This window comes from Streptomyces sp. NPDC031474, from assembly GCF_055581185.1.
The window spans coordinates 261521-288205 of sequence record NZ_JBVIJX010000016.1 but is presented as its reverse complement, the minus strand read 5'-3'; the positions used below and the strand labels follow the sequence as shown (position 1 = coordinate 288205).

The window sequence follows — 26685 nt, the reverse complement described above, 5'->3', positions numbered from 1 at the left end:
CACGATCATCAAGATCCCGAACGGCCTGGAGGACCAGCTGCCCGCCCCGCTGGTCACCAAGGACAACGTGGACGACAAGACCCTGTGGGGCAACAACGTCGGCTGACGGCCGGCAGCTCACGCCCGCGGTGCGGAGAGACGGGCCGTCCCCTCTCTCCCCAGCGCGTCACACCCCGCGTTCCCCGCCCCACCTCCGCACACGAAGGACGGTATCCACCATGGCGGACACCGCGACCGCCCCGGCGACCGGCCCCGAGCGCCCGGCCCCGGTGGCCGAGGCGACCGGCATCAGCAAACGGTTCGGCGCGACCGTCGCCCTGCGCGACGCACGCATCACCATCGCAGCGGGCGAGTCGCACGCCCTGGTCGGACGCAACGGCGCCGGCAAGTCGACGCTCGTGTCCATCCTCACCGGCCTCCAGCAGCCCGACACCGGCTCCCTGCGCTTCTCAGGCGAGCCGGCGCCGTCCGTCGGCGACATCGACGCCTGGCGCTCCCGCGTCGCCTGCGTCTACCAGCGCTCCACGATCATCGGTGACCTGACCGTCGCCGAGAACCTCTTCCTGAACCGGCAGAGCGCCGGAGCGGCACAGCCCATCCGCTGGAAGCAACTACGGCTGCGCGCCGAGGAGTTGCTCAGTGAGTACGGGGTGGCCGTCGACCCCGCCGCGCGGGCGAAGGACCTGACCGTCGAGCAGCGGCAGTTCGTCGAGATCGCCCGGGCGCTGTCCTTCGGCGCCCGCTTCATCATCCTCGACGAGCCGACCGCGAAGCTCGACGCCCGGGGCATCGGCCGTCTCTTCGACAAACTCCGTGACCTCCGGGACCAGGGCGTCGCCTTCCTCTTCATCTCCCACCACCTGCAAGAGGTGTACGACCTCTGCAGCACGGTCACGGTCTACCGCGACGCGGCCCACATCCTCACCGCGCCCGTGGCCGAACTCGGCCACCAGGACCTGGTGGAGGCGATGACGGGGGAGTCCGCCGCCTCGGGCAGCGCCGCCGTGAGCGGGCCCTCGGCGGCGCGGACCGGTGGCGCGGAGCTGCTGGCGATCGACGGCCTGACGCTGTCCGACGCCTGCCAGGACCTGTCCCTGTCGGTCCGCTCCGGTGAGGTGGTCGGCCTCGCCGGAGCGACGGCCAGCGGCAATGTGCAGGTGGGCGAGGCGGTCGCCGGACTCCACCGGGCCGAGGGCGGCAGGATCTCCGTAGGCGGCAGAAACGTGCGCACCGGCAGTGTGCCGTCCGCCCTCGCCGCCGGGGTCGGTTTCGTCCCCGAGGACCGCCACCTCCAGGGGCTGGTCAACAACCGCAGTGTGGCGGAGAACGCGACGCTCACCGTCACCGACCAGCTCGGCCCGTTCGGCACGGTGTTGCCCGCAAGGACCAGGGTCTTCGCGCAGCGCATGATCCGGGACCTCGACATCAAGACCCCGGGAGCCGCCACCCCCGTCTCCGCGCTCTCCGGCGGCAACCAGCAGAAGGTCGTCGTCGCCCGCGCCCTGGCCACCGACCCTCACGTCCTGGTGGCCATCCGGCCCACCAACGGCGTGGACGTCAAGTCCAAGGAGTTCCTGCTCGGCAGGATCCGGCAGATCGCAGACGGGGGCAAGGCCGCGCTGATCGTCTCCGACGAACTCGACGACCTCAGGGTCTGCGACCGGGTCGTCGTCATGTTCCACGGCCGGGCGGTCGCCGAGTTCGCCGGCGGCTGGAAGGACGAACACGTCGTCGCCGCCATGGAAGGCGTCGGCACCACCACCGCATCCACCGCATCCGGCACCGACGAGCACGGAAGGTAGTCATGTCCGCCACCACAGATCTCACCGAGCCCACCGCGAGCGCGGCGGAGCCGGCCACCGCGGACACCGCCCGCCGCCGGGTCGACCTCGGCCGTTTCCGTGAGCTGTCCCTCGTCCCGGCGATCCTGGTCCTGATGCTGATCGGGTTCATCGTCTCGCCGGCCTTCCTGACCTCCGACAACCTGATCGGCGTGGCCCAGCAGTCCACCGAGCTGAGCCTGCTCGTCCTCGCCACCACCTTCATCCTCATCAGCGGGCGGATGGACCTGTCCCTGGAGTCGACCATCGGCGTCGCTCCGGTCATCGCCGTGTGGCTCGTACTTCCCTCCAGCGGCGGGCGCTTCACGGGCCTCGGGCTGTTTCCCGAATGGACGGCCGTCCCGCTCTGCCTCCTGGTGGGCGCGGCGATCGGCGCCGTCAACGGCTTCCTCATCCTCAAGCTGCGGCTCAACGGCTTCATCGTCACGCTCGGCATGCTGACCATGCTGCGCGGCCTCCAAGTCGCCCTGTCCGAGGGCCAGTCCATCGTCGAACTGCCCTCCTCCTTCACCTACCTGGGCAAGGCGTCCTGGCTGGGGATGCCCGCCGCGATCTGGGTGTGCGGGCTGCTCTTCGCGATCGGCGGCAGCGCGCTGGCCTGGCTGCGGCACGGACGGGCGCTGTACGCGATCGGCGGCAACGCGGAGGCGGCGCGCACCGCCGGCATCCGCGTCGACCGGATCGTCTGGGTCGTCCTCATCCTCGGCAGCCTGCTCGCCGCGTTCGCCGGCATCCTCTACAGCGGTCACTACGGTTCCATCTCCGCCACCCAGGGCAGCGGCTGGATCTTCCAGGTCTTCGCGGCGACGGTCATCGGCGGGGTCAGCCTCAACGGCGGCAAGGGCTCCGTCTTCGGCGCCCTCACCGGCGTGCTCACCCTCCAGCTGGTCGTCAACGTGATGACGCTGGCGGGCGTGCCGCCGCTGTGGAACCAGTTCCTCAACGGCGCGATCATCATCGTCGCGCTGATCATCTCCCGCTTCGCCTCCGGCGAGAAACAGGAGTAGACGCCGGCTCACGGCGGCTCCGCCCGGCGCCCTCAGGTGCACCGGGCGGAGCGCGACGGCCCCTACGCACTCCGCACTCCGCACAGAGAGGCACCCTCGTGGCACTGACCGACGAGGCGATGGACAAGATCAAGGCGATGATCGTCGCCGGGGAACTCGCGCCCGGCTCCCGCCTGCCCAGGGAGGACGTCCTCGCCGGACAGCTCGGCCTGTCCCGCAGCTCGCTGCGTGAAGCCGTCCGGGCACTGACCGCCATGCGGATCCTGGTCGCCCGGCAGGGCGACGGCACCTATGTCTCCAGCCTGGAGCCCCACCTCCTGCTGGAGACGCTGTCCTTCGCCGCCGACGTCTCCCAGGGGCGCACCGCACTGCAACTGCTCCAGGTACGCAGATTCCTCGAATCCCAGGCGACCGGGCTGGCCGCGGCCGTACTGCAGCCGCAGGACCTGAAGGAACTCCGCGACATCCTCGACCGGTGCCGCTCCGCCGCCACGGTCGACGAGTTCGTCGCCCACGACATCGCCTTCCATCTGCGCATCGTCGAAGCCGTGGCCAACCCGGTCCTCTCGATGCTGCTCCAGGTGCTCTCCACCCGCACCCAGCGGGTACGCATCGTCCGAGGCAGCCGCACCCGTGACGCCCTGGACAGCGCCCACCGGGACCACGAGGAGATCCTCCGCGCGCTCCAGGCACGCGACGCGCTGCTGGCAGCCTCCGCCGCGACCGTCCACATCACCGCCGTCGAGCAGTGGCTGGCGACAAGCCTCAGCGACGCCCCCCTCCCCCCGGTCGACTGCTGACTCCCCCCCGCAGCCTTCCGGGAGACCCCGGGATCGGGCCTTCATCGAGACCAGCCAATCCCTGTCCCTGATTGGCACCCCTGCCGGTATCCGTTCCAGCCGGCCACGGGCCGCACCCTCTGCCACTTCCACACGCGCACGAAGACCGCGCGGGCACCGCAGCTGAACACGGCGGCTCCCGACGTGTGGGTCCAGGCGTCCGCTGCCGACGCGGCCGCGCTCGCCCTGGACGAAGGCGACATGGTCGAGGTCAGCACCCCGCGCGGCGTCCTGCGGGGCCGGCTGCGGGCCCGGTTCGCTCGGCCGTCCGGGTGGTGGCATGCCGTGGCCGTGAAGCCTTGGTGTTCGAGTGGGACGTATGGCCTCTGAGCGCTGCGCCGAGCCGTGCGTCCAGGACCACCGACACCACCGAAGGCTGTGCACCGAGAGGAGTGCCCCGTCATGGGACATGAAGGAAACGTCATCCAGGAACTCATGGCCGATCACCGCGAGGTCGAAGCGCTTTTCGAGCAGATCGGAAGGCAGACGGCGGACGCCGACGCGCGCCGCGCCCTCGCCGACCAGTTGACGATGGAGCTGGTCCGGCACTCGGTGGCCGAGGAGCAGCACCTGTACCCGGCGGTCCGCCGGTATGTCGACGATGGTGATGATCTCGCCGACAAGGAGCTCGCCGACCACAGCGAGGTCGAGCGAATGCTGAAGGAACTGGAGGACTGCCAGCCCGCTGACGCACGGTTCGACCTGCTCATCACCCAGCTGAAGTCGTCGGTCACGGCACATGTGAGGGACGAAGAGGACCGTCTCTTCCCGCTGCTCGCCGAGTCATGCCCGGCCGAGTCGCTCAATGAGCTGGGCGACAAGGTCCGGGCGGCGAAGAAGACCGCTCCGACCCGTCCCCACCCGGCGGCACCGGACACACCGCCGCTCAACAAACTCCTCGCACCGGGAGCCGGCATGGTCGACCGCTTCCGCGACATGCTCACCGGGCGAGGCCGGCAGGGCTGAACGTCAAGCGATCAAGCACGGCGGTCACGATGCCCGACCTCGGAGGACGGGCTGAGACGCGCCGCAGCGGACGCACACCGCCACCGCCGGCGTCAGACTGTTGAGGCAGGGTCAGGGTGTCGCCGGTGGAGGCGAGCGCGCGGGCGGAGACCGCCACGAGCAGCCTGGATGCCGCCATGACGGAGAGCGTGACCTCCTCGGCCTCCTGGCCGAGTTCCGCATGAGAGGGCGGCGGCTCGGCGGCGGGCTCGAGCCGGTGTGGTTCCTACCGCGTCATCGAGTCCGTTCCGCTACTGCCTCGGGCCGCGGTCTGCCCCCACATGTTCCCCCCTCGAACTCCGCTCGAACGCAACGGAGCGTGCACTACAGGCCACGACCCGGGGTGCCACCTGCACTCATGCAGGCAGAGGGCCTGGTGTCGAGGTCTCCTTTGGGCTGCGCGGAATGTTCCTGAGGAAAATGCCAAACGTGTCGCTTTCGGCCGACACTTTCCGTAGCCTCAGGGTCACCTGAACGACCCCCCGCCGCACCGCACTTGATCCGCATAGTCGACAACGCGCCGAAGGGACACCGGTCATGGCCGTCGAGGCCGAGGTTCTGAACGAACTGCACCGGCTGCGCAGCCGTATGCCGCAGCTGACGGGATCGTTGGCGGCCAGCGTCGACGGATTCGTCCTCGCCCAGGACATGCCGGACGGAGAGCCGGAAGGGCTGGCCGCGCTCACCGCCGCGGCGCTCGGCGTGGGGCGCCGCATGGTCGATGTCGCGGCCCGCGGCGAGTTCCGCGAAATGATCGTGCGCGGCGCCGGTGGCTACCTCGCGACGTACGCCGCCGGGCCGTCCGCCATCCTGACGCTGCTCGCCGACGACCGCACCAACGTCGGCCGTCTGCACCTGGAGGGGCGGCGCAGCGGCGCCCGCATCGCCGAACTCGTGGCGACACGGTTCGCGGGCGAGCGGCCGGCCGTCACCCGAGGGCAGCCGGGTCCGCCGCCGACTGCCCGTGGCCGGATCCTCGGCGCCCTGCCGGTGCGCATACCGCCGCAGTCCCGGCATCAGCCCTGAGGGAAAACCACGGCCGGGTCACGCCCGGCCCGGTCATGCCGCGCCGCCCTCCGCCTCCGCGCGTCCGCGCCGTCGGCCGGCCCGCCGCTCCGGGCCGGCGCCGACGCCCGACGAGGGTGCGCTGAACCCGCCGGGGACGAGTCGCGGCGGCCCCACGGTCGGCGTCGCAGGACCGGACGGAACGGGACGGCCGTGAGCCTCCCGACCCATCGCCGGACCTGTGCCTGGGCCTGTGCCCCGGCTCGTGGAGGTGTCCGTCTCCGCGTCGGGAACGCGCGGCGGTCGCGGGACCGCCCGGCTCAGCAGACGGGTGTGCGGCATCAACGCGGCGCACGCGGAGCAGACTTCGCTCAGTGTCCAGACCTGGCCGACCGACGGGTCGTGCCGCAGGACGAGGACGACCGCGCCCGCGCAGCTGATCCGGGTGCCCTCGTGCAGCGCGCACCGCTGGCGGCGGCACGAGCAGGCCGCGTCGTGATGCACCGCCGCCGCTCGGGCGTGCGCGGCCGCGTGGGCCTCGGCGAAGCGGCGCAGGGCCGCGATGTCACGGGAACGCGGCGGCATCGCGCACGCCGAGGAGCAGGTGACCGACGCGCTGCGGTCCCGGTGTCCGACCACGCGGATCGTCCAGGAGCGGCCCGGACGGCGGGCCGAGGGAGCGTCAGGGTGCATAAGAGCCAAAGCACATGTCCTTCGCGGGCGAGAGAACGGGCAGGGAAGGGTGACGGCGAGTGGGGGAGGGGTCCGGGGTGGCGGTTCCGGCACGGACCGGCGGAAGTGACCTCGTTCACAGCATGCCCGTGACCCCGCGGACCATTCGCGGTGTGCCCCCTCTGGCGGACACGCCGCCTGTCGGCGCGTACCCCTAAGCTCCTGCCATGAGCACAGGGGAACCCCACAGACGTGTCGTCGACGGCCGCTTCGAACTGGTCGAGCGGCTCGGCGGCGGAGGCATGGGACTGGTGTGGCGGGCCCACGACCTGGCCCTGCAACGGGACGTGGCAGTCAAGGAGGTCCGGCCCCCGGATCCGGACCTGGCCGAGTACGACCCCGAGGGCGCCCGCACGCTGCGCGAGCGCGTCCTGCGCGAGGCGCGTGCGCTGGCGCGCGTCCACCACCCCAACGTCGTCACCATCCACCACATCGTCGACGGCGGCGAGAACACCTACCCGTGGATCGTGATGGAGCTGGTCGAGGGGGGCTCCCTCCAGAACCGGCTCGAGCGGGGCCCGATGACCCCGATCGAGGCTGCGCGCGTGGGCCGCGGTGTGCTGTCCGCGCTGCGCGCCGCGCACGCCGTCGGTATCGAACACCGTGACGTGAAACCCGCCAACGTCCTGCTGCGCCCCGACGGGCGGCCTGTGCTCACCGACTTCGGGATCGCCGCCGTCCGGGAGTCCGCCGGTCTCACCGCCACCGGCGCCGTCATCGGCTCGCCCGACTTCATGGCGCCGGAACGGGTCAGCGGCAAGGAGGGCGGTCCCGCCGCCGACCTCTGGTCACTGGCGATGCTGCTGTACGTCGCGGTGGAGGGCCACCATCCGCTGCGCAGGGCGAGCACGCTCGCCACGCTCGCTGCCGTACTCGGTGAGGACGTGCCCGCGCCACTTCGGGCCGGACCGCTGACCGGCGTCCTCACGGCGCTGCTCGTCCGGGACCCCGAGGTCCGCCCCGACGCGGCGGAGGTCGACCGGATGCTGGCGGCCGTGACCGAGGACGCCCCGGGACCGTCCGGGTGGGCTCCACAGGCCCAGCAGGCCCGGCAGCCCCAGCAGGCGCAGCCGACCTCCTACCCCCTCGCAGCCCCGGCCCCGGCCGCGGCCGCCGTCACGCTCACCCCGTCGCAGGTCGGCGTCCCGGCGCGGGGCCGCCGGGTCCGCGCCGCGGCGGTCACGGGAGCCGTCGTCGCCGTGGCGCTGACGGGAGTTCTGGTGTGGGCGCTGCTTCCGCAGACGAAGCACGACGACACCGGCGGTGCGCCCACCACCGGCCCCTCCCCGTCGCAGAGCGTCCGGCAGGCGTCCTCCGGCGGCTCGTCCGGCGCCGCCGCCGCGGAGACCGTCGACCTGCTCACCGGCGACGGGGTGCGGACGACGGTGGCGAAACTGACCGCGGCCATGGGCGGGACGAAGGTCACCAGCCTCGCCGTGTACGGGGAGTACGCGATCGCCGACGCACCCGTCGCCGGCCACCCGAAGCTCTACGACCGGTACATCTACCGGGGCGGGGACGTGGCGGTGAAGGACGGGCCGGGCGGCACCGTCATGGGCGGCGCCGTCCCCGTCGACCTGGACCTCTACGACTGGGACGCCGTGCCCGCGCTGCTCGCCCGGGCCGGAAGGACACTCGGCGTGCCCAAGCCCACGAACCGCTACCTGACGATCAATCCCGCCTCCACCGTCTTCCACACCGATCCGTCGATGAGCGTGTACCTCTCCGACGACTACGGCAGCGCCTACCTCCGCGCCGACGTGCGGGGCCGGGTGATCGAGACCCACCCGCGCGAGGACGGCTGACCGCGGACGTCCGGACGTCCGACGGCGATCCGGTGGTGCCCTGCGGCGATCCGGCGGTCCGGTCATCGGCGGGTGAAGACGCCGAGGCCGTTCTCGTCGAACGCCTCCACCGCCACCCGCGTCGCCTTGCCGTTCCGGTCACCCTGGAAGGTGACGCCGGACAGCCCCACGGCGTTCTCGCCGACGGTCCGGAAGCTGTAGGTGTCGCCGTCGTAGTGGGTGAGCCGGAACCTGGTCGGCTTCGGGCCCAGCCGCATGGTCAGCTCACCGCCGGACGCGGTGACGGTCAGCGGACCGTAGTAGCCGTTGGCGTAGGTGCCGGTGCAGGCGGCGAGGGGGCGGGCCGCGGCGGCGGGCGGCCTGGAGCAGTCGGTGGGGCCGTTGGCGAGGACCACGATGCCCAGGTCCTCGCCGGGCAGCATGGTGACGTTGGTGTTCGCGCCGAGGTCGAAGGCGCCCGAGTGACTCAGCCGCAGACGGCCGAGGGCGTCGTAACCGACAGTCCGGCCGAGGCCGTAGAAGCCGGCGCGGCCGGCGGCGGGCGGGGGTGCAGCTCGAACACCGTGTCGGGGTCGATCCGCCCGGACCGGCCCTCGTGGCGGACGCCGAAGCCCTCCAGGTGGACGACCCGGTCCTAGTGGACGGCGGCGACCGCGACCCCGGGCACGCCCGTGCGGGCCATCCCGTTCCGCACGATGCCGTCGAGCCGGCCGAACCGCCAGGCTGAGAGGGGCAGCGGCGGCGGGGACGCACGGGGCGAGCAGAAGCGGAGCCAGGGCGAGCGCCGACCGGCCTTCCTTCACCGGCGGCGGTGTCCTGCGGAGCTTGTGACGGTCCGGATCGCCCCGACTCGGTGTTTCGCCGTGCAGGATATATCGGAAGCCGATATATTCAGTCCATGGGATCGAGGAGCATGACCCAGGCAGCCTTCTTCGTGCTGACGGCCCTCGCCGACCAGCCCCGGCACGGTTACGGCATTCTGCGCGAGATAGAGGAACTCTCGGACGGAGAGGTCCAGTTGAGAGTCGGCACGCTGTACGGCGTGCTCGACCGGCTCACCGCCGACGGCCTCATCGCCCTGGACCGCGAGGAGGTCCAGCAGGGCCGGCTCAGGCGCTACTACCGCGTCACCGAGGACGGGGTGCAGGCCCTCGACGCGGAGGCGGAGCGCATGGCGGCCGGCGCCAGTGCGGCCCGGCGCCGTATCGCCGAGGGCCGCAGCGCTCCCGGAACCGTCACTCCGCCCGCCACCGGGCACGGACTCGCCGGAGGTCTGGCATGACGACTGCGACTGGCACCACGAGCCTGCTCGAAGCGCGCTACCGCACCGTCCTGCGTCTGCTGCCCGCGTACTACCGCAGGGAGCGCGAGGAGGAGATGGTCGAGGTCTACCTCTGGGACATCGATCGTGACACGCAGGACCAGAGCCGGCCCACGCTCGGCGAGATGGCGAGCATCGCCGCCCTCGCCGTGCGCACCCGGCTGGGCACCGCAGGGGCGCCCCGCCGCTACGTCCTGCTCGGCTCGTCCGTCCGTCTCTTCGCGCTCTTCGCGGTGCTGCTGCAGGCGACCGCCGCCGTCGTCGACCGGGTGCTGGAGCTGACCTGGGCGACGACCGGCGGGTCCGCGCCGTGGCACATGTTCCTCACCGGGTTCACCGGCGGGGGAGCCGTCCGAGGGGTCGCCGCCGTGGCGATCTGGCTGCTGCCCCTGCTGTGGACCGTCGCCTACTTCGCGCTGCTGCACGACCGCCGCCGCCTCGCGCAGGTCGCCGCGCTCCTCGCCGCACTGCCCAGCCTGTGGCCGTTCCTCGCGCCACTGGTGACGGACGCCTTCCTGCCGGAGACGCCGTACGCCTCCGTCTCCGTGGTCTTCGCCTGGCTGTCGGCCCTGGCCCTGTGCGCCGCCCATCACCGCGACGCCCCCGCGGCCGCTCTGCCCGCGATGCCACCGGGCCTGGCCTACCTGGCGTGCTGTGTGGTGATGGGCGCCTCGACCGTGCTGGTGCCGATGGCCGCCGACCCGGTGTGGGCGCCGACGACCGGCTTCCTCGTCGCTGCCCTGGGCCGGCTCGTGTGGCGCACCCGCCACCCTGCCGCGAACGGGGAGGCCACGCTGGCCCTCGCCGTCCTCGGTCTGCTGGTTCTCGCGCTGCGCCTGGCCGCCCTGTACTCGTGGCTCGACGTCCTCCCCGCCGTGACGCTGGCAGCGTTCGTCTCCCAGGGCGCGGCCGCACTGCTCCTGACCGCGGCGCTGGCCGTCACCGCCGGACGGGACCTCTCGGCCCGCTGACGGACTGTGTCAGTGGGGGAACGCCCGGGGCTGCCGCAGCACCGGAAGGCCGTCCCGGAACTCCTCGATGCGGGTGCTGATCTGACGCATGAGGACGGTGTCGTCCAGCCGGTCCAGATAGAGGTTGCGGCGGGCCAGGCCCACGGCGTCGACGCAGAAGTACAGCGCCATGAGCGGGTTCACGAACAGCTCGCTGTCGCGGGTCCGTTCGGTGAAACGCACGTCGCCGAAGTCGCCGCGCACGGCGGCCGCGACCGAGCCGTGCACGATGCTCGGATGGCCGGGGGTGGCAGCCTGGGCGTGGGCGACCGCGTCGAGGTAGAGGGCGCCCTCCGTGCTGTCGCGGGGCAGGGAGAACGCGCCGAGCCAGGCGCCGTCGCGGTCCAGCGCGGCCAGGTTCTCCAGGACCAGGGCGTGGTTCACGCCGTGGTACGCGTCCACGCCGAAGCCGAGGCAGGCCACCAGCCGGTGCGGGACCTCGTCGAGGGCGCGTACGGCCGCCAGGCTCGCCATGTCCTCCTCGGGTGTGCCGAGGCCGTGCTCGTCGCCGCGCATCAGGATGTCCGTGCCGCCGTCGACCAGGACGATGGCGTCGATCCCGCCCAGGTGGTCCAGGAGGGCGCGGTAGGCGTCCCGCAGGGGCTTCACACCGGTCCGCGGGAAGGCGTACACCGTCGCGGGCAGGCCTTGTCGGTCCAGCCAGGTGGCCAGGGTGTGCTCGGGGAAGTAGTCGCCGCGGGCCGGGGTGCCGGGGCGGACCGCCGCCACGTCCGGCTCCTGCCACACGTCGGTGGGCAGGCCGTACAGGTCGGCGAAGGAGAGGTTGGCCAGGTGGACTTCCTTGCCCGCCGACCGCAGGGCGAGCGCCAGCGGCAGGCCCGCGTACACGTCGAAGCCGCCGCCCGCGCCCGCGACGAGCACCCGGCGCGCCTCGCGCAGCCGGGTGAAGAAGGGCGGTTCGTGGAGGGAGAACACCCCGGGACGCTAACAGGTGTCGATCACGCGGCCCAGCGAATACCGGCAACCGCCCCCGGTCGCCGGTGAATCGGGGTTCGGGGCCGGGCCCCTGCCGGCACGCCGGGAAGCCTGCCGGGGGCCCGAAGCGGCCGCCTGAAGCGACCCCCGGACCCTGCTCCCCGGACCTGCTCGCCGGACCCTGCTCTCGGACTATGCGCCGCTCTCCCGCAGCATGTCCTCGCGCTCGACGATCTTCACGCGCTCGCGGCCCTGCGGCTCGCCCAGCGCCCTCTCGGCGGCGTCCAGCTTGTACCAGCCCTCCCAGGTGGTGAAGCGGACCTCGCGCTCGGCGAGGAACGCCTCCACGGCCTCCGGCTCGGGCGAGACGGGCGTGTGCAGACGGCCGTTCGCGTGGTCGTCCAGCAGGTTGGACACCGTCTCGTTGGCGTCACCCTTGGTGTGCCCGATCAGACCGATCGGACCACGCCGGATCCAGCCGGTGACGTATGTGGACTGCAGGTGCGCGCCGGACTCCTCGATGACCCGGCCGCCCTCGTCCGGGACCGTGCCCGAGTCGAGGTCCCAGGGGAGCTTCGGCAGCTTCTCGGAGAGGTAGCCGACGGCGCGGTAGACCGCCGTGACGTCCCAGTCCTTGAACTCGCCGGTGCCTTTGACGTTGCCCGTGCCGTCGAGGGCGGTGCGCTCGGTGCGCAGGCCGACGACCTGGCCGTCCTCGCCGAGGATCTCGGACGGGGACTCGAAGAAGTGCAGGAACAGCTTGTGCGGGCGCTCGCCGACGTCGCGGATCGCCCAGTTCTCCAGCGTCTTGGCGACCATGTCGGCCTGCTTGTTGCCGCGCCGGGTCGCGATCGAGCCGTCGTCGTAGTCGATGTCCTCGGGGTCGACGATGACCTCGATGGTGGGGGAGTGGTCCAGCTCCCGCAGCTCCATCGGGGAGAACTTCGCCTGCGCCGGGCCACGGCGGCCGAAGACGTGGATCTCCAGCGCCTTGTTGGCCTTCAGCCCCTCGTAGACGTTCGCCGGGATTTCCGTGGGCAGCAGCTCGTCGGCGGTCTTGGCCAGGATGCGGGCCACGTCCAGCGCGACGTTGCCGACGCCCAGGACGGCGACCTTCTCGGCCTCCAGCGGCCAGGTGCGCGGGACGTCCGGGTGGCCGTCGTACCAGGAGACGAAGTCCGCGGCGCCGTAGGAGCCCGCCAGCTCGATGCCCGGGATCGACATCTCGCGGTCGGCCATCGCGCCGGTCGAGAAGATCACCGCGTCGTAGAAGGCGCGCAGGTCGTCCAGGCTGATGTCGCCCGGGTAGTCGACGTTGCCGAAGAGGCGGATCTGCGGCTTGTCGAGGACCTGGTGCAGGGCCGTGATGATGCCCTTGATGCGCGGATGGTCCGGGGCGACACCGTAACGGATCAGGCCGAACGGGGCCGGCATGCGCTCGAAGAGGTCGATGGAGACACCCGGGTCGGCGGCCACATCGGACTTGAGCAGCGCGTCGGCGGCGTAGATCCCGGCGGGGCCGGCTCCGACTATGGCTACCCGCAGGGGGCGGGGCATGATCAGTTTCCCTTCGAGTGGCGACAGATCGACTCGGGGGAAGCCTAAGCTGAGGCAAGCCTTACCCGGTACGCGGGTCCGGTCTATGGACTCATAAACATCATTTATGAGTAACTCGGGAATCAACCCCCGTCACGGCAGCGGCTGTTCAGCCCAGATGATCTTTCCGTTGGGTGTGTAGCGGGTTCCCCAGCGATCGGTGAGCTGGGCCACGAGGAACAGCCCGCGCCCGCCCTCGTCCGTCATGGCCGCGTACCGCAGGTGCGGTGACGTGCTGCTGCCGTCGGAGACCTCGCAGATCAGCGTCCGGTCCCGCAGCAGACGCACGCGCACGGGCGCGCTGCCGTAGCGGATCGCGTTGGTGACCAGCTCGCTCAGGATCAGCTCCGTCGTGAACGACAGATCCTCCAGATCCCAGCGCGCCAGCTGCCGGACCACCGCCGCCCGCACCTCGCCCACCGCCGCCGGATCCACCGGCACGTCCCACTCGGCGACCCGGTCCTCGCCGAGCGCCCGGGTGCGCGCCACGATCAGCGCGATGTCGTCGTTCGGACGGGCGGGCAGCATTGCGTCCAGGACGGCCTGGCAGGTCTGCTCCGGCGAGCCGTCGGCACCCCGCTCCAAGGCGGTGTGCAGCATCTGCAGACCCGTGTCGATGTCCCGCGACCGGTCCTCCACCAGCCCGTCGGTGTACAGCACGAGCGAACTGCCCTCCGCCAGCTCCAGCTCGACCGTCTCGAACGGCAGCCCGCCCAGCCCCAGCGGCAACCCGGCGGGCACCTCTGGGTACTCCACCCGGCCGTCGGGGTGGACCAGCGCCGGCGGCGGATGTCCGGCCCGGGCGACGGTGCAGCGCCGGGCCACCGGATCGTAGATGGCGTACAGACACGTCGCCCCGGAAACCGGCGCGTTGACACCGTCCGCCGCCTCGTCCTGATCGATCCGGGCCACCAACTCGTCGAGCAGCCCCAGGAGTTCCTCGGGCGCCAGGTCCAGGGCGGAGAAGTTGTGGACCGCGGTGCGCAGCCGGCCCATGGTGGCCGCCGCGTGCAGCCCGTGACCCACCACGTCACCGACGACGAGCGCCACCCGCGCCCCGGACAGCGGCAGCACGTCGAACCAGTCGCCGCCCACGCCCGCCTGGGCCGGCAGATACCGGTAGGCGATGTCCAGGGCGTTCTGCTCGGGCAGGGTACGCGGCAGCAGACTCCGTTGCAGCGTGACGGCCATACCGTGCTCACGGGTGAAGCGGCGCGCGTTGTCGATGGAGATCGCCGCCCGCGCCACCAGCTCCTCCGCGAGCGCCACCTCGTCCGGGTCGAAGGGATCGGGCCGCTCCGACCGCCAGAAACTGACCACCCCCAGGATCAGCGCCCCGGCCCGCACGGGCACGGTGATCAGCGAGTGGATGCCGAACTCCACGACCTGCTCGGTCCGTTCCAGATCCTGGGCCCGCCAGCCCGGGGACTGGGCGAGACGCGCCTCCAGAACCGCCTGCTCCCCGCCCAGACTGCGGGCCTGCGGGGCGGAGTCCACGAACCGGATCCGCTCGCCCACCGCGTACAGCGGCGCACCCTTGCGGATCCCGCTCATCGCCGTGCGCCGCAGCGCGCCCCGCGCCTCCGGCTCCTCACCGCTCAGGACGGCGTCGAACAGGTCGACGGTCGCGAAGTCCGCGAACCTCGGCACCGCCAGCTCCGTCAGCTCCTCCGCCGTCCGGGCCACGTCCAGACTCGTCCCGATGCCCACCCCGGCCGCGTACAGCATGTCCAGGCGTTCACGGGCCACCTCCGCGCGGCCCGACAGGGCACGCAGCTCCGTGGAGTCGCGCAGCGTGGCCACGCTGCCGGCCGGTCCGCCCGCCAGATCGGTGGGCCGCTGGTTGATCGCCAGCAGCCGGTCCCCGACCAGGTGCACCTCGTCCGTGACCATCCGCCCGGAGGCCAGCAACTCGGCCGTGTCCGGGTCCAGTCCCAGATCCAGGACCTGGCGGCGTTCGGCGTCCGGGGGCAGGTCGAGCAGCCGCTGCGCCTCGTCGTTGGCGAGCAGCAGATCGCCCTCCCCGCCGACGATGATCACGCCTTCCCGCACGGCGTGCAGCACCGCGTCGTGATGCTCGTACATGCGGGTCATCTCACGCGGTCCCAGACCGTGCGTCTGGCGCAGCAGCCGACGGCTGACCAGCGCCGTGCTCGCCGTCGCCAGGGCGAGGGCCACCGCCGCGCTGGCGAGGACCAGCGGCAGCTGGCGGTCGGCGTTGCCGCCGACGTGCGCGGTGGTGATCCCGGACGACACCAGCCCCACCACCCGCCCGTCGGCCGCCTTCACCGGCACGACGGCCTGTACCAGCCGGCCTATGGTCCCGTTGACCTCCTCGACCACGACACCGCCGTCCAGCGCCGGCTGGATGGTTCCGACGAACTTCTTGCCGATGCGGTCCGGCTTGGGGTGGGTGTAGCGGATGCCGTCGGTGTTCATGACGACGATGAAGTCCATCTCCGCGGCCTTGCGGGCGGCCTCGGCCCGGGGCTGGAGCACGGCCGTCGGGTTCGGGCCGGCCAGCGCCTCCACCATGCCCGGCGAGTTGGCGAAGGTCTCCGCGACGGCGAGGGAGCGGTTGCGGGCCTCCTGCGTCGTGTCGTGCCGCACCTGGAGCAGCAGCGCCACCACGGCCGCCACCACCAGCACCAGCACGATGACCACCTGCAGGACGAACACCTGCGCGGCGAGAGAGCGCCCGCCCAGCGCGGATTCGGGTGTACGCCGCACCCGCGGGCCCCGGGGACGACGGGCCGGCCGGGCATCCGAGCGCCCCAGGAGTCGGACCATGTGCCATGTCTACACTGCCCGGCCGCGTGAGGCGAGAGGCATCACAGAGGGTCACCGGCCGTCCCGACGAGGTCGTCAGGGTCACGCTCGCCCCGGGTGAGCCCCGGCGCCGCGCCGCGTGGCCAGCAGCAGGGCGATGTCGTCGGGCCGGTCGACGGCCTGCCGGGCCGTCGCGGTGAGCCGGTCGGCGACGTCCGCGAGGGAACGGCCCACGGGACCCTCGGCCTCGGCGAGGACCGTGCGCAGCGCCGTGATGCCCTCGTCGATGTCATGGCCGGCCCGCTCGACCAGTCCGTCCGTGTACAGGGCGAGGATCGCGCCCGGCTCCAGCCGCAGCTCCGTCACCGGGTAGTGGGCGCGCGAATCCACCCCGAGGACCACACCGCCGGGCAGCTCCACCACCTCGGTTCGCCCGTCGGCGTGGCGCAGCAGCGGCGGCAGATGCCCGGCGCGGGCCGCCCGGGCCACCCCGGTGGCCGGATCCAGCCGGACATAGCAGCAACTGGCGAACTGACCGGGGTCCAGGTCGATGAGGAGATGGTTCGTGCCGCCCATGACCTCCTCCGGGGGCCGGTCCCCGAGTGCGAACGCCCGCACCGCGCTCCGCAACTGCCCCATGGTGGCCGCCGCCTGCACCCCGTGCCCCTGGACGTCCCCGATGACCAGCGCCAGTCCGTCGCCGGCCTCCACGACGTCGTACCAGTCGCCGCCCACGTCCATGCCCTCCGTGCCCGGCAGGTAGCGGCCGGCGGTCTCCACGCCGGCGTGCTGCGACAGCCGCCGCGGGAGCAGCGCCTGCTGCAGCCCACGGGCGAGGGCCGCCTCGGTGTCGTAGCGCTGGGCCTTCTCCATCGCGTGGGCGATCAGCCCGGCGAGCGCGGTCAGCACCGTGCGCTCCTCCGAGGTGAAGCTGCGCGGACCGTCGAAACCGAGGATGCACGAGCCGACCGGACGGCCGGAGGCGATCAGCGGGAGGAAGGCGCGGGAGCCCTCGACCGCGTCCAGGGCGATGCCCGGATAGGCGGCCGCGAGCTGCTGCATCGAGTCGAAGAAGAGCGGGCGGCCCGTGGTGAGCGTCTCCACGCCGGGCAGCCGGGCGTCCAGGGCCACCCCTTCGAAGGGTGCCAGGAAGCCTTCGGGGAAGCCGGACTCCCACGCCAGATACAGATGCCGCTCCTGAAGGAGGTAGATGGCCAGCCGACGGCCGCCGAACGCCGGCAGCAGCTCCTGCATGACCACCGCCGACACCTGCCGGGCGGTCACCGCCTCCGACAGCGCGATGGCCAGGACGATGGGCCGGTACTGCGGGGCCGTCGAGGCGGCGGAGTCCGGCGCGGGAGCGTCCGGGGCCGTGGGCTCGGGGGCGTCGTGCGGTACCCGGCTCGCCGGGGCCGCCGTGCAGGTGACCAGGTCGGGGCCGGGGTACAGCGACACATGCAGCCAGTCGCCCTCGTACGGCCGCGGGACGGCGGGCGGCTCGTTGCCGGCGGGCGGCTCGGCGGCGGGCAGCCGCACATGGAAGTGCGCGGGATCCGGCGTCAGCAGGGCGCCCCGCAGATGCTCCTCGGACGTCGCCTGGTTCAGCCATGGCACGGTCTCCCACAACGGCCGCCCGACCAGTCGCTCCCGCGGCACGCCCAGGAGGTGCCCGGCCCGGGGATTGGCGTAGACGACGAGCCCGAGCCGGTCGAGACAGAACACGCCCTCGGGGAGCAGGTCGGCGGCGCCGTCGGCCAGAGCGCCCGGCCCCGGGTCGAGGAGGACGCCGGCGATGGGGCGGGGCGCGGCGCAGGACGCGGCCGGCTCGGCCTCCGTGCTCGTCGCCTCCCACAGCTCCAGCAGCCGCAGCCCGCCCTCGGTGGTGCGCACCTGGATCGGCAGCGGCGGGGGCCGGCCCAGAGCCGTCCGGTGCAGCAGACCGGGGAGGCGGTGGGCGTCCGTCGGGTCGACGGCCCTGGCCAGGGCGTCCAGCGTGCCCGGGAACTCGCCCGGGGGCAGCCCGAGCAGGGCGCGTGCCTGCTCGTCCAGGGTGACGGCGTCAGTGGCCGGGTCCCATGAGAACCGCCCGACCCGGCCCGGCGGCGGTCCCGCGGCCGGCGGCCGTACGCACAGCGGCTCGTCGTCCCAGGTGACGGCCCGGCCGCCGGCCCCCAGCCGCAGCAGGTCCGCGCCCAGGGCGTCCGCCACGGCCGTCAGCCGCTCCCGCTCCGCCAGCACCTCCGTCGCGTCGCCCGCGGCCGGGCGCAGCACGGTCAGCACTCCGAACGAGCGGCCGTCCGCCACCACGGGCACGTACAGCGAACCGAACTGGAAGGGCAGGCCCGCCGCGAACTGCGCATAGCGGCGCATCGTCTCGGCGGCGTTCGCCAGCACCACCGGCACGCCCGTCCGGAACACGTCGGCCACCGGGAACGGGCGGTCCACCTGCACCCGCCACCAGGCGCGGAACAGCGGACCGGGCAGCCCCGAGAGGACCGCCAGGCGCAGCAGTCCGGACGTGGCCGAGCACAGGTACACGCCACCGGCGCGGCCGTCCGTCGCCCGCAGCGCGTCCGCCACGGCCCCGGTCAGCAGCGCGGGCGGCGGTCCGGACGGCTTCCGCTCGTCCCCGGCGCTCCCAGTCATCGGCCCTACCTCGTCCGTGCGCCGCCGCTTGGGGCGACACAGCAAGAATGCGCCACATCCGGCCGGATGCGCATCCGCGCGCCGCACGAGGACGGGCCGCGGGCCGAGGGCTGCCCGCCCGGCTGCCGACCGTCAGGCGGCGGTGGTGCGCAGGGTGCTCTTGGCGAGTTCGTACGCCGGGAGCATCGCGGTGTGCTCCCCGTCGTCGAGCCCGCCCAGATGCAGCACGACGGGACCCTCGGGCGTGGTGACGGCGAGGGCGTGCTGCGTCCTCGGCTCATCGAGCAGCTTGCTCGTGACGATGTACTCGACCTCGGCGCCGGTGACGTCGCCCGATGTGAACGTGCTGTACTTCGCCCCGCGCGCCTCCTTCTCGGCGGCCACGAAGCCCTCCAGCGTGGCGCGCGCGTCGGCGTCGCCCGGCTTGCCGGTCCACACCCGCAGGAACCCGATCTTGCCCGCGGGCTTGGCGTCGATCTCGCAGGCCATGGTGACCGGCCCCTGATGCAGCAGCGCGTCGGCGAGGTCGGCCAGGTCGCCGTCGGCGTTGCTCGCCTTCCCGGCGTCGACGGCCTTGGCCTTCCAGAACTCGGCGATGTCGAAGGTGACGGGAAGCTCGCACGCGGACCCCTTGGCCCCGACGGACCCGCCGCGCTGCGCGACCTTCGCGGTCGCCTTCGCCGACGCCGTCGAGGCGGCGTCCGGGCGCCCGCCGTCTGTGCCACATCCCGTCACCAGACCCGCCACCAGGACCGCCAGTGTCAGCCCCCGCCCCCTGTACCCCACGTTCCCCGCCCCCACGCGCACCGCTGTGTCTCCTCTCGCCACCGGCCCGATGCCGACGGGGAACTGTAGCCGAGAGCCCCCGACCGGTCTGCGACGCGCAGGAGTGACGTGCCGTCACATCCCTGCCCGGCTGGGAATCCATAGCCGCACGAGCAAGATCGCGCCGACCCTCGTCACGGCGTTCCCACCGCTTCCTCCGGTACCAGGAGCCGGGCCGTCGGCCACACCGCTGAGCAGGACGGCCCGGCTCACCCTCGGGCGACGGCGTCCGGCGGTTCTGCGCGCGTAGACAGGGGAGCGCCCTGCGGAAGGAAGAAGAGGGCGCAGATGCGCAGGGGCTCCCGCTCCCGGTTCTCCGCCCGGTGCACGCCCTGCGGCCCCACCGGCTCGACGATGCACCCGCCGGCGGGCGTCACGCACTCGGACCCGTCCGCCAGGGTCCGGGTCAGGACGCCCGCCGTCACCACGGCGACGACCCGGCCCTCGTGGTAGTGCCAGGGCAGCGAGCCGCCCGGCGGAATCTCGTAGTCCGTCACCACGACCCTGCTGTCCTCGGGGACGTCCAGAGCAAGCCGTTCGGTGAGGAGGCCGTCGGCGAGCAGGGCCGGTACGGGTTCGTCGGCGGAGCGGGCCTCCACGGGCGACGGGCGGTTCACGCGGTGCTCGTCCGGGACGGTCGGGGGCCAGGGGCGCCGCGGGCCGGTCGGGCCCGCTGTGCGACGTAACCTGGCGGGAGTCATGTTCCGCTGGTCAGTGCGTTCCACGGAAGTGACATTAACCCACTTGAGTTACGCCGGTGTGACCTGGTGTCATCGCGGACTCCGGCGAAATGTGAGGTAAACGGCTTGCGGACGGAGTGAGCCTCGCGGGCCGTCTTTGCGTCTTCCAGGACGTGACTCGTACGAAACATCGTGCGACGAGTGCCTGGGGGGAGACCTTGAGCATCCTGCGTCCGGACGTGGAGCGGCCCCGCGACAGCCACGCCGAGGGCGGGCCTCGCGACCGCAGCGCCGAGGACGGATCGCGCGGCGGCCGTGCCGAGGACAGACCGCGCGGCGGCATCCGCGTGCTCGCGCCCGCCGCCGCGTTCGTCGCCCGGACGCTGCGGGGCGAGTGGTACGGCATCGTCGTCGACCCCCTACGGCAGCTGCGCCGGCGCGGCCCCGGTGCGCTGCTGCTGGCCTTCGTGGCCTGCGCGGGCGTGATCTTCTTCCACGCCATCGCCCAGCACCCCGCCGGCGAGACGGCGGTGCGGATCCTCGGCGGGGTCCAGGGTGACCTGCCCCTGTGGGTGGCCCTGTTGCGCACCCCGGTCTCCCTGTACGTCCCGGCACTCGACCTGCCGGTGTGGGCCGGCATCACTCAGCTGTTCCTCGCCTTCGCCGTCGCCGAACTGGCCCTCGGCCGCCGCAGGACCCTGCTGATCGCCTACGCGTCCACCGTGGCCGGAACGCTCACCGTGCGGGTGATGCTGGCGATGGGGCCGGGCTGGTGGGGTCTCGGCCTGCCGCCCGGGATCGGACAGGTGCTCGACACGGGTCCGTCCGCGGCGGTCGTCGGGCTGTTCACGTACCTCGCGGTCGTCCGCCGCGCGCCCATCGTCTTCTTCCTGACCGGTGGCTCGATGGTCATGGAGTCGATCGCCAAGCCCAATCTCGCCGGCCGCGAGCACCTCATCGCGGTGGCCGCCGCCGTCGTCCTGGGCCTGCTGCACGAGCGTGCCCAGTGGCGCCGGCGGCGGATCGGGTCCGCGCCCGCGGACATATCGGCGCAATGAGCAAAGGTCCAGGCCAGAGCGTTTTCCTGAGATGTTGCTATGAATGCGTGGGGCGGTTGAACACTTCCGCCTGCTCCTGCGTATAACGCCGGGGGATTTCATGCCCGCGGCCGCCGACGACGCGTAGGAGCACTCCTTGGTACAGAACAGGCGCAGACGTCCGACGGGCGGACGACGCGCGAGCTTCGCGGCCGTGGCGCTGATCCTCGGCGGCGGCGGACTGATGGCGGCGAACGTCTACGCCTCGGCCACCGACGGTGGCTCCGTGGAACTGGCCGGAGTCGGCGCCGTCACGATCGACTGCCCCGACGTCGGCAACGGCCTGACGTCCGTCCCGGAGGCGGCCCGACCCGAGGTCGACCGCGAACTCGCCCTTCTCGACGAGCAGATCGCCGCCGCCTACCGACAGCTCCAGGACCAGGCGCAGGCCGTGCGGGAGGACAACTCCTTCGCCGACAACGCGGTGATGAACCCGCTGAAGGAGAAGCGCGGCGCGACGATCCAGCGCATCGCCGACGCCATCGACCGGGCCGGCGACCGCCCTGAGGGCCTGGAAGCGCTCACCGCCTGCACGCTGCGGATCACCGAAGAGCAGGTGCAGAACCAGGACCGGAACAAGGACCGGAATCAGGGGCAGCAGCAGGACCAGGGGCAGCAGCAGAGCCGGGATCCGAACCAGGGCCAGAACCAGGGCCAGAACCAGGGTGCGGGCCAGGATCAGGGCAAGGGACAGGATCAGGGGGCTGGGCAGAACGGCCAGGGCAACGGCGGCCAGGCCGGTAACGGGCCCGTCGCCGCCGACTACGCGGACATCACCACCGTCCAGCCCGCGCAGCAGACCCCGGATCCCGGCTCCGGCCCCTCCCGCGGCACGTTCGTCACCAGCTGCGGCGTCAACGCGAACGGCCTGTTCAACTCCGACAACGTGATCGTCGCCCCGGGCGTCACCAACGGCGCCCACCACTTCCACGACTACGTCGGCAACCAGTCCAACAACGCGTTCGCCTCCGACGACGACCTGGCGAAGGCCCGCACGAGCTGCGTGGACCAGGGCGACAAGTCCACCTACTACTGGCCCGTGCTGCGTCTGCAGAACGGCGCCCAGGAGCAGGACGCGGGCAGTCCCGGCGGCGGGATCGAGGGCAACGCCGGCGAGATCGTCACCCCGAAGGACGTCACGCTGACCTTCGTCGGCAACCCGCGCACCCAGGTCGCCGCCATGCCCCGGCTGCTGCGCATCATCACCGGCGACGCCAAGGCGTTCGTCAACGGCCCGGCCAACGCCAACGCGTCCTGGAGCTGCACCGGGTTCGAGGACCGGCAACTGAAGGACAAGTACCCGCTGTGCCCGGCCGGCAGCGACGTGGTGCGCACCTTCCACTTCCAGAGCTGCTGGGACGGCGCCAACATCGACAGCGCCAACCACCGCACCCATGTGGCCTTCGCCGCCACCGACGGCTCCTGCCCGGCCGGCTTCAAGGCCGTCCCGCAGCTGGTGCAGCGCATCGTGTACGACGTCGACGCGCCGAGCCTCGCCGACGGCGGCCGGACCACCCCGCTGTTCGCGGTGGACTCCTTTCCCGAGCAGTTGCACAAGCCGGTCACGGACCACGGTGACTTCATCAACGTCTTCGACGACGACCTGATGCGCCAGATGGTCGACTGCATCAACACGGGCCGCACCTGCGGCGCGGGCACGCAACCGGGCTCGGACGACGGCGCGGGCAACGGCAACGGCAACGGCAACGGCAACGGTTCCGACGAGGCCACGCAGGAGCCGTCCCAATCTCCCGAAGCGCCCGCGAGCGAGCCCGCCACCAACGAACCCTCGAACAACGAGCCCGCCACCAACGCCCCCGCGACCAACGAGCCCGCCTCGACCGAGCCCTCGGTCAAGGCAGCCACCTCGGCGCCGCCCGCCGGCGGCTCGCAGGGCGAGATCGGCACCCCCGCGACCGCTCCCGAGCAGACGCCGGCCCCGGCCGACCCGGCCCCCGCCGACCCGGCTCCCGACACCACCGCTCCGGCGACCACCTCTCCCGGCACCGTCGTCATCCCCGGGGGGACCCAGCCCCAGGCCGTACAGGGCGGACTCGCCGAGACGGGCGCCAACCTGTGGCCCGCGGCCGGCGGAGGCCTGCTGGTGATCACCGGGTTCGTCGTGCTCTGGCGCAACGCACGCCGTACGCACTGAGGCTCCGCCACTCCGACCAGGGCCCGTCGCACCGCCGACGGGCCCTGAGCACTGTCAATGGTCCTCGAACCGGCGCCGGACGGCCGAGGCGCGGGTCGTGGCGCGACAGCCGAAGTTTGCCGCCGCCCTGGCCGACGTACCCGTACGGGCGTCCTGCCGCTGCCGCATCGAGGCCGTCGCCGACACGGGCGACGGCACCGGGACCGCGGTCACGCCAGGGTGCTGGGCCATGGACAATTGATCGAGATCATTGGCGCTGTCGACGCACAACAGGGAGCCTCGGGGCATGGCGGGCGCACGGTGAACGAGACACGTAGGACGAAATGGGCACTGCCGCACCTCGGCCGGGCGCAGCAGGACGCCGTCGGCCGCGCGCGGGGCTGGGCCCGGCTCGCCCTGGTGCTGGTCGCCGGCTGCGTCGCGGTGGTGATGGCGGGCGCGGGATCCGGTGGCTGGCTGGTCCTGCTCGCCGGATTCGCCCTCCTCGCGCTGGCCGGCGCGGGCGTGTGGTGGATGCTGGCGCACCGGGGCGGACTCCGGATGCTCGGCGGCCTGCTGGCCGTCACGGCTCCGGTGGGCGTCATGGTGCTGTACGCCCTGTCCGGCCTGTGGCCGGTGGCGGTGGGCGCGCTCGGTCTGTGGGCGGGGGCCCTGGCCTCGGCCCGGGCTTCGCTGCGCAGTGTGCGCCGGCCCAAGGGCACGCACGGCCGCCGGACGCCGCCGCCGAGCCGACCGGTCCTGATCATGAACGTTCGCTCCGGCGGCGGGAAGGTCGAGAAGCACGGCCTCGTGGAGCGCGCGGAGGCGCTCGGCGCGAAGGTCGTCCTGCTGGGCGCCGACGACACCTACGTCGACCCGGAGGCGGAGGCCCGCCGGGCCGTCGCCGAGGGCGCGGACCTGCTCGGCGTGGCGGGCGGCGACGGCACCCAGGCGCTGGTCGCGGCCGTGGCCGCGGAGCACGATGTGCCGTTCCTGGTCATCGCGGCCGGTACCCGCAACCACTTCGCGATGGATCTCGGCCTCGACCGCACCGACCCGGTGCGCAGCCTCGACGCCCTCACCAACGGCGTCGAACTCCGCGTCGATCTCGGCGACGTCGGCGGACGGCCCTTTGTGAACACGGTCTCCTTCGGGGCGTACGCGGAGATAGTGCAGAGCCCCGAATACCGTGACGCCAAGGCATCCACCGCCCTCGACCAGCTGCCCGACCTGCTGCAGGGCGGCTCCGGCCCGACCCTGGACATCCACACGGACGACACCCGTGTCCACGCGCCGCAGGCCCTGCTGGTCAGCAACAACGCCTACGCGCGCGCCGACCCGCTCGGCGGCGGCCGCCGCCCCCGGCTGGACGCCGGACTGCTCGGCGTGATCGGCATCCGGGTGGAGGGCGCTGCCCAGGCCGCCGAGCTGGCCCTGCTCGGCGAGCGTGCGGGCAGCATCATCTCGGTGACCTCCCGGCGTGTCGTCGTCGAGGCCGACCGGGAGCGCATCGCCGTGGCCGTCGACGGCGAGGCACTCGAACTGGCCACCCCCGTCGTGTGCACGGTACGGCCCGCCACGCTGCGGGTCCGCGTGCCTCGGCACCGCCCGGGCGCCGCCTACGCGCCCCCCACGGTCGACTGGCGACGCGTCGTCCGCCTCGCGCTCGGCCACCCCGACCCCCGCACGATCAAGGAGGCCTACGATGTCTGACCGTCGGCAGAAGCTGTCCACCCTACGTCTGGTCAGCGACCTCGCCACCCTGGACCAGGCCCTGTACGAGGCGGTCACCGTGACCAGGACGCCCACCCTGGACAGCGCGCTGCGCCGGCTGTCGGCCGCCGCCGACCACTCCAAGCTCTCCTTCGCGGTCGCCGGGGCGCTCGCCCTGCGCGGCGGCCGCCCGCGCCGGGCAGCCGCCCTCGGCGTCGCGGCCATCGGCGTCGCCTCGGCCACCGCCAACCTGCTCGGCAAGCAGCTCGTCCGGCGTCCGCGACCGCACCGGGCCGAGGACTCGCCGTTCCCGGGCCGGCATGTGCCGATGCCGCAGTCGGCGTCGTTCCCGTCCGGCCACACCGCCTCGGCCGTCGCCTTCGCCGCCGCCGTCGGCCCGGCCCTGCCGGTCGCCGCGGTCCCGCTGGGCCTGCTGGCCTGCGCGGTCGGCTACTCGCGGGTCCACACCGGTGTGCACTATCCGGGTGACGTGGTGGCCGGCGCGCTGCTGGGCACGGGCGCGGCGGCGCTGGTCCTGGCGCTCGCCGCCCGCGCCGACGTCTGAGCGCCCCTACGGCCCTACGGCCTGGCGCAGCAGAGGAAGAGGTGGGGCTCGGGCACGGCCTCGGGATGGTCGGGCGTGAACAGCACGTTCTCCTCGGCCAGGACGGTCAGTCCGGCGCCCGCGACCACGTCGACGAGATCCCCGCCCGCGAAGCTGGTCACCCGCACGGGCTGCCCCATGAACACGGCGTCGACCCCCTGCACGTCCAGCGGCACGGTGGCGAGCACGAGACTGCCGCCGGGCCGCAGCGTCCGCGACAGCCTGCCGATCAGGGCGCTCTGCTGTTCACGCTCCATCTGGAGCAGCGAGAAGTACACGCAGACCGCGTCCAACGAGCCTTCCTCCAGAGGAAGTTCACGCACGTCGACACAGCGGAACGTCGCCTGCGGCACCTGGCGCGCGGCGAGGTCGACCATCACGGGGGAGACGTCCACGCCCAGCACCCGGTGACCCGCCCGGGCGAGGGTCTCGGCCGTGGGCCGCCCGGTCCCGCTGCCGACGTCCAGCACCCGACTGCCCGGTGCGAGGCGGCCGAGCAGCCACTCCAGGGAGCGGTGGTGCGCCTCCGCGTGCGCGAACGCCTTCTCGTACGCGGCTCCCAGGGCGTCGAACACGCGCGCCGCCCGCTGCCGGTCGTCCTCGTCCGTCAAGCCGGCCTCCCCGTCGTGTCGTGCAGGTCCGCGCATCCTCGCACTCCTGAGGGGGCCTCACAACGGCGCGTCGGCAGGGCCGTTCATCCCGCCCCGCCCGAGTCGAGCAGGGCCAGCAGCGCGCGGGCGTCGCGGACGGTGGGATGCCCCTCGCCCAGCAGGCGGGCGGCCTCGGCCACCGCCCGCTCGGCGCGATCGACCCCACCCGGCTCCGCACACCCCAACAGGGCGTACGACACCGAGAGCCGCAGGGTGAGCGGATGCCGGCCGCCCAGCCGCGCCCGGGCCCCCGCGGAGTGCAGCTCCTGCACCACGCGCTCGCGACCGTCCCCCTCGGACGCGCTCTGTCGTCGCCTGGCTCCCCACCGCATCCGGCACCCCCGTTGGTCGTCACGAACTGATCAGTTCACGCCAGGGAGGTGCAGACGGTTCCAGGAACCGGCCGGAATCCTATTTTCGGCTACCGTAAGTAACATGATGCAATCCTCTTGACGTGGGCCTACTGGTGA

The 26685-nt window shown here is 72.8% G+C and carries 23 protein-coding genes and 3 pseudogenes; 16 read left to right on the top strand and 10 right to left on the bottom strand.

What is annotated here, in order from left to right; translation table 11 throughout:
• The 7 genes and pseudogenes from ACZ5SK_RS32820 to ACZ5SK_RS32790 form a co-directional block, all read left to right on the top strand.
• Window positions 1-106 (top strand): annotated as a pseudogene (locus tag ACZ5SK_RS32820) (sugar ABC transporter substrate-binding protein); the annotation flags it as partial.
• 112 nt (window positions 107-218) lie between these two features.
• Window positions 219-1802: a sugar ABC transporter ATP-binding protein gene (locus ACZ5SK_RS32815; protein ID WP_361710831.1), complete on the top strand. Its 1584-nt coding sequence runs from the start codon at window positions 219-221 to the stop codon at window positions 1800-1802.
• Between the two features lie 2 nt (window positions 1803-1804).
• The gene (locus ACZ5SK_RS32810; RefSeq protein WP_334574486.1) at window positions 1805-2848 is read left to right on the top strand and encodes an ABC transporter permease; all 1044 of its coding nucleotides are present in this window, start codon (window positions 1805-1807) and stop codon (window positions 2846-2848) included.
• A 98-nt stretch (window positions 2849-2946) separates the two neighbouring features.
• Window positions 2947-3648, top strand: coding sequence for a FadR/GntR family transcriptional regulator (locus ACZ5SK_RS32805; RefSeq protein WP_334574484.1), 702 nt, complete (start codon window positions 2947-2949; stop codon window positions 3646-3648).
• An 87-nt stretch (window positions 3649-3735) separates the two neighbouring features.
• Window positions 3736-4017, top strand: a pseudogene (locus tag ACZ5SK_RS32800) (molybdopterin dinucleotide binding domain-containing protein); the annotation flags it as partial.
• A 72-nt stretch (window positions 4018-4089) separates the two neighbouring features.
• Window positions 4090-4653 carry a hemerythrin domain-containing protein gene (locus tag ACZ5SK_RS32795; RefSeq protein ID WP_334574482.1) on the top strand — a complete coding sequence of 188 codons (564 nt, stop codon included), beginning with the start codon at window positions 4090-4092 and terminating at the stop codon, window positions 4651-4653.
• Between the two features lie 576 nt (window positions 4654-5229).
• On the top strand, window positions 5230-5718 hold the full coding sequence (locus tag ACZ5SK_RS32790; protein ID WP_361703967.1) for a roadblock/LC7 domain-containing protein: 489 nt from the start codon (window positions 5230-5232) through the stop codon (window positions 5716-5718).
• Between the two features lie 33 nt (window positions 5719-5751).
• Here the strand turns inward: ACZ5SK_RS32790 and ACZ5SK_RS32785 are convergent, their stop codons facing one another.
• Window positions 5752-6390 (bottom strand): hypothetical protein, encoded by a 639-nt coding sequence (locus ACZ5SK_RS32785; protein WP_334574478.1) that lies wholly within the window; start codon window positions 6388-6390, stop codon window positions 5752-5754.
• Window positions 6391-6596: 206 nt separating this feature from the next.
• Here ACZ5SK_RS32785 and ACZ5SK_RS32780 point away from each other — a divergent pair, with 206 nt between their 5' ends.
• Window positions 6597-8234, top strand: a complete 1638-nt coding sequence (locus ACZ5SK_RS32780; protein WP_468157317.1) for a serine/threonine-protein kinase — start codon at window positions 6597-6599, stop codon at window positions 8232-8234.
• Between the two features lie 62 nt (window positions 8235-8296).
• Here the strand turns inward: ACZ5SK_RS32780 and ACZ5SK_RS32775 are convergent.
• Window positions 8297-8782: pseudogene (locus ACZ5SK_RS32775) on the bottom strand (DUF3471 domain-containing protein); the annotation flags it as partial.
• Here ACZ5SK_RS32775 and ACZ5SK_RS32770 point away from each other — a divergent pair.
• From ACZ5SK_RS32770 to ACZ5SK_RS32760, 3 genes are all read left to right on the top strand, one after another.
• Window positions 8782-8961: a hypothetical protein gene (locus tag ACZ5SK_RS32770; RefSeq protein ID WP_468157423.1), complete on the top strand. Its 180-nt coding sequence runs from the start codon at window positions 8782-8784 to the stop codon at window positions 8959-8961. The pseudogene ACZ5SK_RS32775 and the gene ACZ5SK_RS32770 overlap by 1 nt on opposite strands.
• 186 nt (window positions 8962-9147) lie before the next feature.
• On the top strand, window positions 9148-9516 hold the full coding sequence (locus ACZ5SK_RS32765) for a PadR family transcriptional regulator (RefSeq protein WP_334581053.1): 369 nt from the start codon (window positions 9148-9150) through the stop codon (window positions 9514-9516).
• Complete coding sequence (locus ACZ5SK_RS32760; protein ID WP_334574474.1) at window positions 9513-10526, top strand: hypothetical protein; 1014 nt, start codon at window positions 9513-9515, stop codon at window positions 10524-10526. The genes ACZ5SK_RS32765 and ACZ5SK_RS32760 overlap by 4 nt, the downstream gene beginning before the upstream one ends.
• A 9-nt stretch (window positions 10527-10535) precedes the next feature.
• Here ACZ5SK_RS32760 and ACZ5SK_RS32755 read toward each other — a convergent pair whose 3' ends face one another.
• The 6 genes from ACZ5SK_RS32755 to ACZ5SK_RS32730 form a co-directional block, all read right to left on the bottom strand.
• Window positions 10536-11501 carry a DUF1152 domain-containing protein gene (locus ACZ5SK_RS32755; protein WP_334574472.1) on the bottom strand — a complete coding sequence of 322 codons (966 nt, stop codon included), beginning with the start codon at window positions 11499-11501 and terminating at the stop codon, window positions 10536-10538.
• A 192-nt stretch (window positions 11502-11693) separates the two neighbouring features.
• Complete coding sequence (locus tag ACZ5SK_RS32750; RefSeq protein WP_334574471.1) at window positions 11694-13058, bottom strand: FAD-dependent oxidoreductase; 1365 nt, start codon at window positions 13056-13058, stop codon at window positions 11694-11696.
• 132 nt (window positions 13059-13190) lie between these two features.
• The gene (locus ACZ5SK_RS32745; RefSeq protein ID WP_334574469.1) at window positions 13191-15887 is read right to left on the bottom strand and encodes a SpoIIE family protein phosphatase; all 2697 of its coding nucleotides are present in this window, start codon (window positions 15885-15887) and stop codon (window positions 13191-13193) included.
• Between the two features lie 81 nt (window positions 15888-15968).
• On the bottom strand, window positions 15969-18512 hold the full coding sequence (locus tag ACZ5SK_RS32740) for a SpoIIE family protein phosphatase (protein ID WP_334574468.1): 2544 nt from the start codon (window positions 18510-18512) through the stop codon (window positions 15969-15971).
• A gap of 132 nt (window positions 18513-18644) precedes the next feature.
• Window positions 18645-19298, bottom strand: a complete 654-nt coding sequence (locus ACZ5SK_RS32735; RefSeq protein WP_334574466.1) for a lipoprotein — start codon at window positions 19296-19298, stop codon at window positions 18645-18647.
• A 248-nt stretch (window positions 19299-19546) separates the two neighbouring features.
• Window positions 19547-19954, bottom strand: coding sequence for a cupin domain-containing protein (locus ACZ5SK_RS32730; RefSeq protein ID WP_334574464.1), 408 nt, complete (start codon window positions 19952-19954; stop codon window positions 19547-19549).
• 281 nt (window positions 19955-20235) lie between these two features.
• On the opposite strand from ACZ5SK_RS32730, the gene ACZ5SK_RS32725 reads away from it, so the two are divergent.
• From ACZ5SK_RS32725 to ACZ5SK_RS32705, 5 genes are all read left to right on the top strand, one after another.
• The gene (locus ACZ5SK_RS32725; RefSeq protein ID WP_443041184.1) at window positions 20236-21075 is read left to right on the top strand and encodes a hypothetical protein; all 840 of its coding nucleotides are present in this window, start codon (window positions 20236-20238) and stop codon (window positions 21073-21075) included.
• Window positions 21076-21298: 223 nt separating this feature from the next.
• Complete coding sequence (locus ACZ5SK_RS32720) at window positions 21299-23269, top strand: DUF1996 domain-containing protein (protein ID WP_468576782.1); 1971 nt, start codon at window positions 21299-21301, stop codon at window positions 23267-23269.
• Between the two features lie 97 nt (window positions 23270-23366).
• Complete coding sequence (locus tag ACZ5SK_RS32715) at window positions 23367-23510, top strand: hypothetical protein (protein WP_334574462.1); 144 nt, start codon at window positions 23367-23369, stop codon at window positions 23508-23510.
• 59 nt (window positions 23511-23569) lie between these two features.
• Complete coding sequence (locus ACZ5SK_RS32710; RefSeq protein WP_443041183.1) at window positions 23570-24961, top strand: diacylglycerol/lipid kinase family protein; 1392 nt, start codon at window positions 23570-23572, stop codon at window positions 24959-24961.
• The gene (locus ACZ5SK_RS32705) at window positions 24954-25526 is read left to right on the top strand and encodes a phosphatase PAP2 family protein (protein WP_334574461.1); all 573 of its coding nucleotides are present in this window, start codon (window positions 24954-24956) and stop codon (window positions 25524-25526) included. Before ACZ5SK_RS32710 ends, ACZ5SK_RS32705 begins: the two co-directional genes overlap by 8 nt.
• Window positions 25527-25540: 14 nt before the next feature.
• Here the strand turns inward: ACZ5SK_RS32705 and ACZ5SK_RS32700 are convergent, their stop codons facing one another.
• Both ACZ5SK_RS32700 and ACZ5SK_RS32695 read right to left on the bottom strand, forming a co-directional pair.
• A complete protein-coding gene (locus ACZ5SK_RS32700) occupies window positions 25541-26212 on the bottom strand; it encodes a class I SAM-dependent methyltransferase (protein WP_334574459.1) in 672 nt (223 codons plus the stop codon).
• 47 nt (window positions 26213-26259) lie between these two features.
• A complete protein-coding gene (locus tag ACZ5SK_RS32695; RefSeq protein WP_334574457.1) occupies window positions 26260-26490 on the bottom strand; it encodes a hypothetical protein in 231 nt (76 codons plus the stop codon).
• Window positions 26491-26685: the final 195 nt, after the last annotated feature.

Excerpts from the sequence above, each read along its gene's own strand:
- ACZ5SK_RS32760 (WP_334574474.1), top strand. The coding sequence starts at position 9,513 with ATGACGACTGCGACTGGCACCACGAGCCTGCTCGAAGCGCGCTACCGC.
- ACZ5SK_RS32780 (WP_468157317.1), top strand. The coding sequence starts at position 6,597 with ATGAGCACAGGGGAACCCCACAGACGTGTCGTCGACGGCCGCTTCGAA.
- ACZ5SK_RS32785 (WP_334574478.1), bottom strand. The coding sequence starts at position 6,390 with ATGCACCCTGACGCTCCCTCGGCCCGCCGTCCGGGCCGCTCCTGGACG.
- ACZ5SK_RS32720 (WP_468576782.1), top strand. The coding sequence starts at position 21,299 with ATGGCGGCGAACGTCTACGCCTCGGCCACCGACGGTGGCTCCGTGGAA.
- ACZ5SK_RS32815 (WP_361710831.1), top strand. The coding sequence starts at position 219 with ATGGCGGACACCGCGACCGCCCCGGCGACCGGCCCCGAGCGCCCGGCC.
- ACZ5SK_RS32790 (WP_361703967.1), top strand. The coding sequence starts at position 5,230 with ATGGCCGTCGAGGCCGAGGTTCTGAACGAACTGCACCGGCTGCGCAGC.
- ACZ5SK_RS32705 (WP_334574461.1), top strand. The coding sequence starts at position 24,954 with ATGTCTGACCGTCGGCAGAAGCTGTCCACCCTACGTCTGGTCAGCGAC.
- ACZ5SK_RS32740 (WP_334574468.1), bottom strand. The coding sequence starts at position 18,512 with ATGACTGGGAGCGCCGGGGACGAGCGGAAGCCGTCCGGACCGCCGCCC.
- ACZ5SK_RS32810 (WP_334574486.1), top strand. The coding sequence starts at position 1,805 with ATGTCCGCCACCACAGATCTCACCGAGCCCACCGCGAGCGCGGCGGAG.
- ACZ5SK_RS32795 (WP_334574482.1), top strand. The coding sequence starts at position 4,090 with ATGGGACATGAAGGAAACGTCATCCAGGAACTCATGGCCGATCACCGC.
- ACZ5SK_RS32765 (WP_334581053.1), top strand. The coding sequence starts at position 9,148 with ATGACCCAGGCAGCCTTCTTCGTGCTGACGGCCCTCGCCGACCAGCCC.
- ACZ5SK_RS32700 (WP_334574459.1), bottom strand. The coding sequence starts at position 26,212 with ATGCGCGGACCTGCACGACACGACGGGGAGGCCGGCTTGACGGACGAG.
- ACZ5SK_RS32745 (WP_334574469.1), bottom strand. The coding sequence starts at position 15,887 with ATGGTCCGACTCCTGGGGCGCTCGGATGCCCGGCCGGCCCGTCGTCCC.
- ACZ5SK_RS32750 (WP_334574471.1), bottom strand. The coding sequence starts at position 13,058 with ATGCCCCGCCCCCTGCGGGTAGCCATAGTCGGAGCCGGCCCCGCCGGG.